The 12378-nt window shown below is 41.9% G+C and carries 14 protein-coding genes; 10 read left to right on the top strand and 4 right to left on the bottom strand.

All coding sequences use genetic code 11. The features are described 5' to 3' along the window. Together OIT90_RS05420 and prpB are read left to right on the top strand one after the other, a co-directional pair. Complete coding sequence (locus OIT90_RS05420; protein WP_474892344.1) at positions 1-1437, top strand: bifunctional 2-methylcitrate dehydratase/aconitate hydratase; 1437 nt, start codon at positions 1-3, stop codon at positions 1435-1437. Between the two features lie 12 nt (positions 1438-1449). Continuing rightward, a complete protein-coding gene (gene prpB / locus OIT90_RS05415; RefSeq protein WP_039179262.1) occupies positions 1450-2367 on the top strand; it encodes a methylisocitrate lyase in 918 nt (305 codons plus the stop codon). A 231-nt stretch (positions 2368-2598) separates the two neighbouring features. Here the strand turns inward: prpB and OIT90_RS05410 are convergent, their stop codons facing one another. Beyond that, positions 2599-3261 carry a lysozyme family protein gene (locus OIT90_RS05410; protein ID WP_039179260.1) on the bottom strand — a complete coding sequence of 221 codons (663 nt, stop codon included), beginning with the start codon at positions 3259-3261 and terminating at the stop codon, positions 2599-2601. Positions 3262-3358: 97 nt separating this feature from the next. After that, a complete protein-coding gene (locus OIT90_RS05405; RefSeq protein ID WP_064497471.1) occupies positions 3359-4684 on the bottom strand; it encodes an APC family permease in 1326 nt (441 codons plus the stop codon). 186 nt (positions 4685-4870) lie between these two features. Here OIT90_RS05405 and czrA point away from each other — a divergent pair, with 186 nt between their 5' ends. After that, the gene (gene czrA, locus OIT90_RS05400) at positions 4871-5200 is read left to right on the top strand and encodes a Zn(II)-responsive metalloregulatory transcriptional repressor CzrA (protein WP_024422670.1); all 330 of its coding nucleotides are present in this window, start codon (positions 4871-4873) and stop codon (positions 5198-5200) included. Between the two features lie 31 nt (positions 5201-5231). On the opposite strand, the gene OIT90_RS05395 is transcribed toward czrA, so the two are convergent. After that, positions 5232-5756, bottom strand: coding sequence for a CcdC protein domain-containing protein (locus OIT90_RS05395; RefSeq protein ID WP_144494310.1), 525 nt, complete (start codon positions 5754-5756; stop codon positions 5232-5234). A gap of 118 nt (positions 5757-5874) precedes the next feature. On the opposite strand from OIT90_RS05395, the gene OIT90_RS05390 reads away from it, so the two are divergent. From OIT90_RS05390 to OIT90_RS05360, 7 genes are all read left to right on the top strand, one after another. Beyond that, on the top strand, positions 5875-6807 hold the full coding sequence (locus tag OIT90_RS05390; protein ID WP_474892343.1) for a helix-turn-helix transcriptional regulator: 933 nt from the start codon (positions 5875-5877) through the stop codon (positions 6805-6807). Between the two features lie 54 nt (positions 6808-6861). After that, a complete protein-coding gene (locus OIT90_RS05385) occupies positions 6862-7335 on the top strand; it encodes a GyrI-like domain-containing protein (RefSeq protein ID WP_474892342.1) in 474 nt (157 codons plus the stop codon). 36 nt (positions 7336-7371) lie between these two features. Further along, positions 7372-8091, top strand: a complete 720-nt coding sequence (locus OIT90_RS05380; protein WP_474892341.1) for an MBL fold metallo-hydrolase — start codon at positions 7372-7374, stop codon at positions 8089-8091. A 3-nt stretch (positions 8092-8094) separates the two neighbouring features. After that, positions 8095-8667, top strand: a complete 573-nt coding sequence (locus OIT90_RS05375; protein ID WP_474892340.1) for a TetR/AcrR family transcriptional regulator — start codon at positions 8095-8097, stop codon at positions 8665-8667. A 135-nt stretch (positions 8668-8802) separates the two neighbouring features. Beyond that, complete coding sequence (locus OIT90_RS05370; RefSeq protein ID WP_474892339.1) at positions 8803-9684, top strand: hypothetical protein; 882 nt, start codon at positions 8803-8805, stop codon at positions 9682-9684. Then, positions 9647-10255 carry a DUF4166 domain-containing protein gene (locus OIT90_RS05365; RefSeq protein ID WP_474892338.1) on the top strand — a complete coding sequence of 203 codons (609 nt, stop codon included), beginning with the start codon at positions 9647-9649 and terminating at the stop codon, positions 10253-10255. Before OIT90_RS05370 ends, OIT90_RS05365 begins: the two co-directional genes overlap by 38 nt. Further along, positions 10245-11873, top strand: a complete 1629-nt coding sequence (locus OIT90_RS05360) for a YndJ family protein (protein WP_228280261.1) — start codon at positions 10245-10247, stop codon at positions 11871-11873. The genes OIT90_RS05365 and OIT90_RS05360 overlap by 11 nt, the downstream gene beginning before the upstream one ends. On the opposite strand, the gene OIT90_RS05355 is transcribed toward OIT90_RS05360, so the two are convergent. Beyond that, entirely contained in the window at positions 11870-12349 is a 480-nt protein-coding gene (locus tag OIT90_RS05355; protein ID WP_039179231.1) for a hypothetical protein, read from the bottom strand. The two genes, OIT90_RS05360 and OIT90_RS05355, sit on opposite strands and share 4 nt — an antisense overlap. Positions 12350-12378 lie beyond the last annotated feature (29 nt).

Below are 12378 nucleotides of genomic sequence, written 5' to 3'. Positions count from 1 at the left end.
ATGAACAAAACAGCAGTCGCCAATCAAACAGATCAGCTATTAGAAGAAATTGCTGCCTATGCAGTAGACGGAGAAATTACGAGCAAAGAGGCCATTGAAACCGCGCGTTATGTGCTCATAGACACCCTCGGGTGCGGAATGCTTGCGCTCAATTTTCCAGAATGTACGAAGCACCTTGGTCCCATCGTACCTGGAACAGTCGTACCTAACGGAGCAAGAGTTCCCGGCACTTCGTTTGTGCTAGATCCTGTTCAAGCGGCTTTTGATATTGGCTGTATGATTCGCTGGTTAGATTATAATGACACATGGCTTGCACAGGAGTGGGGCCATCCGTCAGATAACTTAGGCGGAATATTAGCTGTAAGTGATTATATCAGCAGAACTCGTCTTGCAAACGGAGAAGAGCCGCTAACGATGAATGACGTACTGCATGCAATCGTCAAGGCACATGAAATTCAAGGTGTGCTCGCTTTAGAAAATTGTCTGAATCGAAATGGATTGGACCATGTGTTATTTGTCAAAGTGGCAACAAGTGCAGTTGTATGTGCAATGCTTGGCGGAACAAAGGAAGAAGTCCAGCATGTGTTATCACAAGCGTTTGTTGATAATTCCCCGCTTAGGACATACCGCCACGCCCCAAACACAGGATCTAGGAAATCTTGGGCAGCAGGGGATGCAACAAGCCGCGGAGTGAGACTGGCAATGATGACACGAAAAGGGGAAATGGGCTATCAAACGCCGCTTAGTGCAGAGAAGTGGGGCTTTGAAGATGTTCTTATGAAAGGAAAACCACTTACGCTCGCCCAGCCTCTTGGATCATACGTCATAGAAAATGTTCTTTTCAAAATTGCTTATCCTGCTGAGTTCCATGCGCAGACTGCTGCTGAGGCGGCTGTGATGCTGCATGACGCTGTAAAAGATCGTTTAGATGAAATTGACCGGGTAGAGATTACGACACACGAGTCAGCAATTCGGATTATTGATAAGAAAGGGCCGCTTTATAATCCGGCAGACCGTGATCATTGCTTGCAGTATATTACAGCCATTGGACTGATTTATGGTGAGCTAACAGCTGACCATTATGAAGAAGAAACGGCGCAAAATCCGGCCATTGATCGTCTGCGTGATCAAATGGTTGTGAAAGAGGATAAGCGTTATACAGAGGATTATTTAGATCCGAAAAAGAGATCAATTGCAAACTGTGTACAAATTTTCTTTAAAGACGGGACGATGACAGACCGAATTGAAATTGAATATCCGCTTGGTCATCGTAGAAGAAGACAGGAAGGCATTCCGCTGCTTGAAAAGAAGTGGATCTATCATTTAAAGACAAGATTTCCACAAAAACAAGTCGATCAAATTGTGTCACTCTGCCAAAATCCAAATCAATTAAAAACAACAACAGTCCCAGCATTTATGGACTTATTCGTCATATAAGGGGGAGCTAGTGTGTGGATCGTGAATGAAGAAAGAAGTCAGGCTGATTTAGCCGCAGCCTTTAAAGAACAAATGAACAAATCAGCTTTATTTCAAATTCCAGGCGTTCACGATGGAATGTCTGCGCTCTATGCAAAAAAAATGGGCTTTCAAGGACTCTATTTATCAGGTGCCGCTTTTTGTGCCAGCAAAGGACTGCCTGATCTCGGCATGATCCATTCAACAGAAATGGCAGAAAAAGCGAAAGAGATTATTCGAGCTTCCCAGCTGCCGCTTTTGGTCGATATGGATACAGGCTATGGCGGTGTTTTAAATGCAGCAAGAGCGGCAAAAGAAATGGTTGAAAGCAAGGTGGCAGCTGTTCAAATTGAAGATCAGCAAATGCCGAAAAAATGCGGGCATTTAAACGGGAAATCACTCGTTCCAGTAGAAGAAATGGTCGCAAAAATCAAAGCCATTAAACAAGCGGCACCAACGCTTTTGGTGATTGCGAGAACCGATGCAAAGTCAGTAAATGGAATGGAGGATGTCATCCGCCGGGCCAATCTTTACGTAGAAGCAGGAGCTGACGCTATTTTCCCTGAGGCACTCATCACAGCAGAGGACTTCACGCATGCGTCAAACAATATTAAAGGGCCGCTCCTTGCCAATATGACGGAGTTTGGCAAGACGCCTTATTATCATGCAGACGAATTTTCAATGTTTGGCTTTCAAATGGTCATTTACCCTGTGTCATCACTCAGAGTCGCTGCAAAAGCGTATGAGCGTTTATTTACAGAAATCATGGAAAAGGGAACGCAGCAGGGGATACTTGGGGATATGCAAACGAGAAAAGAGCTGTATGAAACGATTCATTATGATGAATATGAGGAAATGGATCAGCATTTAGCAAAAACGATCCTGCCGGAAATTGGGAAAGAGCAGCAATAAAATGAAAAGCACTTCCTTGACGGAAGTGCTTCAGCGTGTAGACAAACCCTCGCATTCGGTGTCAGGTCTGCGTGCCGGTGCTCACGAATGTACAATTCGCTCCGCTCCTCGTCCTTCCTAGAGCTGCAAAGGTTTTCTATCACGCTTAAAAGAAGACAAAGGGCTAAAATCAAGATCATTTTAGCCCTTTGTCAACAATTTGAAACACTTCCTTGACGGAAGTGCTTTTTTTTACGATGATGGTGTGGATGATGAAGCCAATTTCATCTTTTCTTCAACTGTTTTCGTTTTTTCTTTTACTTTTTCAGCGTAAGTGAAATCACCGTAGCAATACGGATAGCGGAAGTTATCTTTGTTGCCGCCGCACGTATAGACCTTGGGGTTTCGTTTCACTTGCTTTTTGGAGTATTGCTTTGCCAATTTCTCGGAATGTTTTCCCCCGTTTTTTGCAACAAAATCAATATAGCCGATTCCCATGTTATAGCTTTGAATAATGGTTTCCAAATCAACGCCTTTTTTCTTCCCATGCTTGTACATAGTCGAAAAATGATGGACTCCTTGTTTAATGCTTTTCTGAGGGTCATTGATTTCATTTCGTTTCAAACCAAGAGATTCAGAGGACTGCATTGGATCTCCGCCTCTGCCTTTTGATTCTTGATACATCATACCGAGGATTAACGCGGTATACTGATCTAAATCTTGATCTCTTAACTCTGTTTCTACAAGCGGTTTGTAATCATCCAATCTCGACAAAACAATTGATTCCGTATCAATCGGCAGCTTTTTTAACTCCTTTTGATTAAAGGAGATGGCAATGGCTGCTAATACGAAAACAAAGAGAAAAATCGTGAAACAGCCTGAAATGGCAAAACATCCTGTTTTTTTCTTTTTCAAGGTCAGTTCACCCCTGTTTTGCCCCGCTTTTAAAAGGGAAGTACAGCCTTTTTATTATGACATATCCTAAGCAGGATACCAAGTGAAAACCTTATAATCAATCATATCCAAACGTAAATTCAGACCTTGTTTTCAGCCTGAAGCAGAAATAAATAAAACCGATCATCAGCCAAATCATGCCAATGATTAATGCATTTGTACTGATGCTCGTTAACAGCCAAATACAAAACGCCGTCCCGCATAGAGGGATCACTGCATATCTCAATGTATTCAGAACACCTCTTTGTTTTTGTCTGACGAAAAAGTACGCAAAAACAGACAAATTCACAAAGGTAAATCCAATTAACGCGCCGAAGCTGATAAAGGAATAAATGACTTCAAGTTCGCCAACGACTGCGGTTAAGGAGAAAGCCCCGATTAATAAAATATTAAAAACAGGGGTTTTTAATGTCGGATGAATATACCCGAAGAATCGCTTCGGTAACGATTGATCTCTTCCCATTGCATATAAAAGCCTTGCTGCACTCGCATGTGACGATAAGGAGGAAGAAATGACAGCGACCATTGTGCCAGCTAAAAAGAACGAGTGGAGAAATGCGCCGCCCACGAATTCTGCAATTTCAAGTGAGGCTGCATCAGGATGTTTGAACTGCTGAAAATTTGGAAACACCTGCTGCAAAAAATAAGACGTCAACGTAAACAGTACGCCTCCAATCGCAACTGTTAAGAAAATGGCAAGCGGAATCGTCTTTTTTGGTTTAATGGTTTCCTCAGACATCGTCGAAATGGCATCAAATCCAAGAAAGGAGAAACATAAAATGGTCGCTCCTGAAAAAATAAGCGCTGGATCTAAGCTCGCTGAATAAAAAGGCCGGGCTGACAATAACTCTCCACTGCCAGCGTTTTGCGTGAGCCCATAAATAACAAACCCAACAAAGGTGACGGCGACAATGACCTGAAACGTCACAAATAGCGCCGTAATGTTGGCTGTAAGCCGAATACCGATTACATTGACAGTCGTTATGGCGATAGCAAGTATGATGATCCAAATGTAATGAGGTACATCAGGAAAGGCTGCGGTTAAATAAGCACTTCCGATCGCAAAATTCACCATAGGCAGAAATAAATAATCCAGTAAAAGTGTCCAGCCTACAAGGAAGCCGACATGAGGGTGAATACTTTTTTGCGCATATGTATAAGCAGATCCTGCTTTTGGAAAAGCCTTCACCATATTCCCATAGCTAAGCGCTGTCAATAGTAATGCCAGCAACGTAAATATATAAGCTGCAGCTACGTGTCCTTTCGTCAGCTGAGCAACAATGCCGTATGAATCAAATACGACAAGTGGATCCATATAAGCAAGCCCGATCACAACAAGTGGAAAGACAGTCAGGCTGCGTTTTAGTCTTGGCTCTTCAGTCAATTTGCCTATCAGCTCCTCTAAAAAAATGAATAAATAATGCTCATTTTAAAAAGAATGCTACCAAGTGTCAATGCTATTTGAATAAATCTTTTTTCTAAAGTGTGCCCGCTTTGCACGCCGCACGTTTTAGTATATGATGATACATAGAATAAGTCGTGATTTGACTAACAAGAAAGGTGAAGCGAAATGAAGGAAGAACTGAATACAAATCAAGAACAGGAACGGATGGAGCTGGATGAAGAAAGCTTATTTCTTGTCTCCCAAACGTTTAAAGCCTTATCTGATCCGACACGTATTCGCATTCTGCACCTGCTGTCTCAAGGTGAATACTCGGTCAATGATATCGCAGAAACGCTGAATCTCATGCAATCAACTGTTTCTCATCAGCTCCGTTTTTTAAAAAACCTTCGTCTCGTGAAATCTAGACGAGCAGGGACATCAATTTTTTACAGCCCTGAAGATCAGCATGTGATGGAAGTACTTGAACAAATGATTCACCATGCGCAGCATGACTAATAAAAACCTTCCTACTCATATAGGAAGGTTTTTACGCATGATGCATATGTGCTGATCGTTTACCTGCTTTCATCATTTGATAAGAAAAAACGACATAGTAAGCAGCTAACAGAAAAAAGCTGAGCATGGTCATGGCATCATCACTCACAATATGCTGATACAGTTCAACGACACCAATCTTTGTGAGCGAATGGTTTGTCAGCTCACCCAGCTTAAAACTAAGTCTAGATAAAAATAAGCATAAAATGAAGCTTTCAATCCATTTACTCGTTTTCACATAAAGACGGCCATTTTCTTCTTTCATCCGGATCGTCTCATAGGCATGAACGGCCAGACTGCTTCCAAAGAGCATACCAATAGCGGCATAGATGAAAATGCTGTGATTTTGCCAGCCTTCTAATAAGAGAATAAGAGCAGTGAGTCCAAATACATACATTCTCATCAAAAGACTGATTGGGCGCACAAGCTGATAGCGTCTCATACGATTCATTCGAAAGATGATGCAGATCAGCATAATGCCTCCAATTATGAATAACTGCCACACGTGATGTGTCATGATGCAACCTCCTCCTGCATGTGCAGGGATGTAAACGAATGCTGGCTGTTCCTTATCTTTACCATTCTTTCTTTTTTTATCAAATCAAAACCTACATTTATGAAAAAGAGGAAAAGGCATGAAAATCGATCGTATTTTATCTATTGTGATGCTGCTTATTAGCAAGAAGCAAGTCCAAGCGAAAGACCTTGCTGAACTTCATGAAGTGAGTGTGAGGACGATTTATCGCGATATTGAGACCATCAATCAAGCCGGGATTCCTGTTGTGACAACACAAGGAGCAGGCGGAGGCATTTCACTTGTTGATGACTATCGTTTAGAGAAAAAATTATTTACCGATGATGACATTGAACTTATTTTGACAGCCCTTGAAAGCATGACGAGTGCATACTCCTTTAAAGAAAGTGAACATGTACTGAAAAAAATCAAATCTCTTATTCCGCGACAAACTCATGAAAGTGAGAAACAGCACCATGTCTTTATTGATTTAAGCTCATGGGGGAAAGATAGCCAGGCAGAGAAGAAGCTGCAGCTGATCCATAGCGCTGCCTCCGCGCATCAATTCATTCAGTTCACTTATCGCAATGCAAAAGGAGAAACACTTCCACGGAAAGTGGAGCCTTATACGCTTGTCTTAAAAGGACGGCATTGGTATTTGTATGCGTTCTGTTGTGTGAAAAAAGCGTTTCGTCTGTTCAAGCTGACAAGAATGACAGACCTGATCACCATTTCAGCATATTTCAGGCCGAAAAGAATCAAAAATGAAGAGAAGCCTTGGAATGACTCTTGGCATAAAGAACCTTCAGTCACAACGCTCACGCTCAGGTTAACCGAAGCATCAGTTGGCAAAGTGAAGGAATGGATGGATGAGAACGAATTGATCGTCTGTTCAGATGGAACCTATTTGGCAGCATTGACCGTGCCGCAAGATGATTGGCTGCACAGTTTCCTATTCCATTTAGGACCGGACGTCGACATTCTTTCACCGCAGCACATCAAGGAAGCGTTTGATCTCAAATTAAAACAATTTATGAAGAGATTAGAAACTTGACACACAGTTGTCAGGTTTCTTTTTATATGATGGGAGAAAAGGAGATGAGAATGTATGTACGATATCGTGACATTAGAAAAACAATGGATCAAAGGGTTGTCTGTTCGAACTACAAACGAAATAGAGCAAACAAAAGAGCGGAAGATTGCGCCGCTTTGGCAGGAATTTTTTGCGCAGCAGCTTCATGGGGGACAAGCCCCAGTCATAGGGCTTTATTCAGATTATGAGAAAGATGAACATGGCTCTTATTTATTTACGGCTGGGCAATTTGCGGACCATCAGCGAGATCATGTCATAGAGATTCCTGCGTCCACCTACGCAAGATTTCAAACGAGAAAGGGACCGATTGAAGAGGTTGTGCTTGAAATATGGCACAAGATTTGGACGTGGGATCAGCGACAATACCGCACTTATACAGGTGATTTTGAATGGTATGATGAAAGATCTATTGATCCAAAAGAAGCGCAAATTGATATTTATATTGCGGTTGATGAAAAAATGTTTGCTAAAACTAATACCATTAGTTAATATAAAACTAACGATATTAGTTTTAGGAGGGCAATCATGAGATTAACAACTTTTGACCGTCTGCACCAGCTTACATTGATGCCGCGATTATTTCCGATAAATTGCTATGTATTTGAGGAAGAGGAAGGACTCATTTTAATTGATGCTGCTTTAAAAATGGCGGCGAACTCGATCATCGAATTTGCCCGTAAAAAGAACAAACCAATTCATAAGATTATTCTTACTCATAGCCATATGGATCATATCGGTGCATTAGATGAGGTGAAAAAGGCTTTTCCCGAGGCAGTCGTCTATTTATCAAAACGTGATGCCCGCCTTTTTGAAGGTGACTTTTCCTTGCTCCCTGGTGAACCCCAGCAAAAAATCAAAGGCAGTTTTATGAAAAATATTCATACAAAACCAGATGTGCTTGTCGAAGAAGGAGATGAGATTGGGCCCTTCAAAGTGATTGCAACACCTGGCCATACACCTGGCAGCATTTCTTTATACGATGAAAAGTCAGGAGTTGTCATTGCAGGTGATGCACTTGTGACAAAAGGCGGCTTATCGGTAACGGGTGAGTTTCGGTGGAGCTTTCCGTTCCCGGCATTTGCCACATGGGATGCAGAAACCGCACTAAAAAGCGCTGAAAAATTACTAGCGCTGCGCTTATCCTGTCTTGCTGCCGGACATGGTGACCTTATGATAGAACCTCATGAAAAGCTTCAAGCTGCCGTCCGTAAAAGGCAGCACCAGCTAAAAAAAGGGGGGCAGTAAACCGTGTCTCCAAGAATGGGAATTACACAAGAAAAAATTATGGATACAGCGGCAGCATTTGTTGATGAAGAGGGCTTTTCCGCTTTGACCATTGCTACATTGTCTAAAAGGCTGAACATCAGACCGCCTTCTCTTTACAATCACGTATCCGGCCTTCATGAGATTCAGGCAGCACTCGCAGTAAGGGGGCTGTCCATGCTTTGTGAGAAAGGGCTGCAAGTCACAGAGGGGCTGGAAAAAGAAGCAGCTGTTTTAGCCTTTGCCAGACAATATGTGCAATTTGTCCGAGAACACCCCGGTCTTTATGAAGCTGCCTTTTCACATATGAACGAAAAAGAAGTACGACTTGCAGCAGAGCGCCTTGTTCAGTTTGTTCAATCCATTATGTCACGCTTTGGTGTAAAGGAAGAGGAAATGACGCATGTTGTCAGAGGACTGAGAAGCTTACTGCACGGCTTCGGTGATATTTCTAATAAAAAGGGATTTCAACGAAAAGAACAGCTTGAAGAAAGTGTGAGCTATGCGGTTCGGCTCTATATCACAGGAGTATTGCAAAAAGAAGATCTGTCTATATGACAGGTCTTTTTTTTGCAGCGAACCGATATCATAAATGGCACAATTTTTTAAGAAAAAATGAATAAAGATTTGACAGTTTTGTGAAACATGGTATGCTTATTATGTGAAATAATTCACATAGAGGAGTAGAGGCAGATGAAAAGAAAGCCTGTTTATGTGGAAACAACCATTCATGCACCTTTAGAGAAAGTATGGGAATATACGCAAAATCCAAAGCTTCATGAACAGTGGGATTTGCGCTTTTCAACCATTTCATTAAATGAACCTCAAGATGAACAGCCCCAAACCTTTTTGTATGAAAAGCATCTTGGATTTGGTGTAAGTGTCACAGGGACAGGAGCATATCGAACTAGAATGATGGATGAACGGAATGAACGGGCATCCTCGCTGAAATTTAAATCGTCACACCCCTTGTCTTTTATCAAAGAAGGCGGCGGCTATTGGAAATATGTGAAAACGAACGATCATATTGTGTTTCAAACTCAATTTGATTACAAAACGAAAGAAGGAAAAGGATGGGCGTGGGCAGATCGATTTCTTTTTCGCCCGATGATGGGATTTATGACGGCCTTTAGTTTTGGCGCACTAAAGACGTGGCTTGAAAAGGGAACGCACCCTCGGTTGTTACTGGAGAGAACCCTTGCCCATTATGGAATTTGTTTGCTGTTTGCTATCGTCTGGCTATGCCAAGCGGTCCTCCCATTTTCACATTCTGCTTTTGATCATAGTACAGGGTTTCGGTTATTTTATGCCCTGATAGGCGTATCGTGGCTGATACCTAAACTATCAAAGAAATATCTGTTCATTCTTCAAAGCGTGTTTCTTCTGATGATGCTTTGTATCGGGATTCTATCCCCACAATCGACACTTCATGAGCCGCTTGTGATGAGTGCATTTTTGATCCTATCCATTGGAGGGATGATTAATTTAAAAGATTGTATAGATGTATTTTCGATCAAACGGAAAAGGGGAGGTAGACATGGTCGTTCATCGTCATCTAGTAAAGGAGTACGATAAGCTGCATCCAAAATTAAAAGAGAGATACAACCGTGCGTTTACTGCTGAAGGTACCATGGAGGAAATAGGCGGCGGAACGAGGCTCATTCGATTTTTCTTCAAAATTGGTCCACACTTTCGCTGTTTTTTCCCTGAGAGAGGAAAAAACATTCCCTTCCGAATTGTGAATAAACCCTTTATGACAAATAAGGGAGAGGAAGGCATGCACTGGTTCCGTACGTTTTATTTCCCAAAGAAGAAACGGCACTTTGATGCAGATATGATCATTGATCAGAAGAGTCATAAAGTACTAGACTATTTTGGAAAGCCTAGACTTCTTATGTCAGAGCTTCATTTTACAGTAACAAAGCATGGTTTTCTCCACATTCAATCCGGTAAGCAGAGGCTGCTGTTATTAGGACGTGAATGGCCGCTCCCTTCATGGCTTTATGGTGTGTCAGATGTCACAGAAGGCTACGACGAGCGTACAGATGAGTATACGATTCATGTGCATGTGAAAAATCGACTGTTTGGCACTCTTTTTACATATAAAGGCCGATTTACTGAAAGGGTGGAGTCTCATGATGAATAAATGGCACTTGATATCAAGCCTTCTCTTCATGTGTTGTTTTATCGCCGCCCGTTTGATGACAGGTCCGATAGCAGAGTTTTTTGTACTGATAGCGATTCTGTTTTTCCTTCCTGCAGTGTTAGCTTTTTTTGCGAAGGAAGAGAGTGAGAGTAAGCCGGGAGTACTGCTCGGTATTTTAATGAAAGCTTTTCCATTAGCTGCTTTTTGTGCAACGGCTGCATTTATCTATCATTCTGCTTTGTTTGCATCGGGATGGTTTTTGTATACGATCATTTTGGCGTTATATGGCTTTACTCGTTTGCTGAAAAGGGGAACCGTTCCGCTTCATGAATTGATGATTGATGGTGCATGGATGTATCTCGCTTTAGGCGGGCTTTGGTTTTGGCTGTATACAGCAGATATACAGGTGATGACCTTTTCACCAATCATCGTGCTTTTGACTGCTATTCATTTTCATTACTCTGCTTTTTTTATCCCGCTTTTCTATGGATTATTAGGGAGACAGAGAGAAAAAGAGACAGCTTTATACAAAGGGGCAGGCTGGGTGATTTTGCTGTCGCCTGTGATGATTGCTGTTGGGATTAGCTTCTCCCGTCTATTTGATACGTTCAGCGTTATGCTATATGTCATTGCACTCTATTTGTACGGCATTCTTTGTATGAGAACAAGGTTTCGATCGACTGTGGCAAAAAGGCTGGTTGTGTTTTCTAGCTGCATCTTAATGGCGACGATCGTGCTATCTCTTCTATATTCTGCCGGCATGCTCATGCACGTGACCTATATCAGTATTGATCAGATGATTTGGTTTCATGGCAGTATCAATGCCTTTTTTGTGATTTTACCAGGTCTGATTGGATGGCTGATCGAAGGGCCAAAGGATCAATTGAAACAGAAGAACTTTCCGATATCAAGCGTGCATGGCCGTTTTCATAAGATCTCTTTTCAAAAGGAAAGAATGCATGATCGCGAGAAGCTCGGTTTAGTCGATTCACTTGATGATTTAAATGGAACGACGTTTTCAGCTGAAAGGGTATCACCTGTGATTCGGAGGTTTTATGAAAATCCGACGGCATTTACGTTAAAATCAGCAGTCTGTTTTCATTGGTGGGTGAGGCCGTTTGTTTTTTTACTTCAGCCCATGTTTAAGAAAATAGGGCAGCTCTATTTAGGAACATCTCGTATCCCATATGAAATGAAGGGACGTCTGACTACATTTCAACATCCTAAAGAAGAGCGAAAGAAAGTCAGGGCGTGGATTCGTCACAACGAAAAAGGGGAGCAGGTCTTTTTTGCACTTTATGCTCATCATCACGATGCAGCTGCGGGCTATATGAATATTGCGCTGCCGCTTCCATATTCTCAGATGACCGCCATTTTAAAACCTTTTAATGAAAAGGAAGACTTTCTCTTAAAAAGTGCATGTCCAAAAGGCAGTACCGGTGACGAAGGATTGTATTTGCATACGCCTTTTATCACCATGAAACTGCCAATGGAAGAAAGCTTTCATATGAAGCCGGAGACAGATAAAAGTCTCACAGCAGTTCATCAAATGAAGCTATTCGGTATTCCCTTTTTAACGATTCATTATCAAATTGACAGCCGGAAGCCATCCTGTTAGTCAATGATGTCACATGGTTCACCGTGCCGAATGATGTTCACAATCGCTTGCCCATCACTCGGATGATGATCTGCATACTGGACTGGCAGCAGTGCAAAAAATACATAGTAGACAGAGAAGTAAGCAAATTGATAGAAAAATTGATGTTCTGGCAGGATATCATTGGCGATCATTGTATTCAGGATGAGAACACTGAGCAGGTTGCATAATGATCCGCCTAGGTAGACAAGAATGTGCGAGAATCGGTTATTTTTCCTCATTTCTTCATAATGGCAAAATGCATCTAGAAAATAGATACGTCTAATTTCAACAACGCCTATTTTCAATACTTTTTTGCCTCTGCCAAGAGCAAAAGAAACCTTTGCGCCAAACATCCACGCGACCATAATATGGCCAACCTGATGCAAGATGGCAACGATAGGAAGAATGACGAAAAACGACCAGCAAAATGTCCACATATCCGATAATGTAAACAAGTGTTAACCCCTCCCCAATATATTTGGGA

Source organism: Bacillus sp. ABR (assembly GCF_056172715.1).
This window is presented reverse-complemented; position numbering and strand designations above follow the sequence as displayed.

Bases quoted from the DNA above. Each gene is read 5' to 3' on its own strand.
- OIT90_RS05420 (WP_474892344.1), top strand. From the start codon at position 1: ATGAACAAAACAGCAGTCGCCAATCAAACAGATCAGCTATTAGAAGAA.
- czrA (WP_024422670.1), top strand. From the start codon at position 4,871: ATGAAGGAAGAACTGAATACAAATCAAGAACAGGAACGGATGGAGCTG.
- OIT90_RS05395 (WP_144494310.1), bottom strand. From the start codon at position 5,756: ATGACACATCACGTGTGGCAGTTATTCATAATTGGAGGCATTATGCTG.
- OIT90_RS05390 (WP_474892343.1), top strand. From the start codon at position 5,875: ATGAAAATCGATCGTATTTTATCTATTGTGATGCTGCTTATTAGCAAG.
- OIT90_RS05385 (WP_474892342.1), top strand. From the start codon at position 6,862: ATGTACGATATCGTGACATTAGAAAAACAATGGATCAAAGGGTTGTCT.
- OIT90_RS05380 (WP_474892341.1), top strand. From the start codon at position 7,372: ATGAGATTAACAACTTTTGACCGTCTGCACCAGCTTACATTGATGCCG.
- OIT90_RS05370 (WP_474892339.1), top strand. From the start codon at position 8,803: ATGAAAAGAAAGCCTGTTTATGTGGAAACAACCATTCATGCACCTTTA.
- OIT90_RS05365 (WP_474892338.1), top strand. From the start codon at position 9,647: ATGGTCGTTCATCGTCATCTAGTAAAGGAGTACGATAAGCTGCATCCA.
- OIT90_RS05360 (WP_228280261.1), top strand. From the start codon at position 10,245: ATGATGAATAAATGGCACTTGATATCAAGCCTTCTCTTCATGTGTTGT.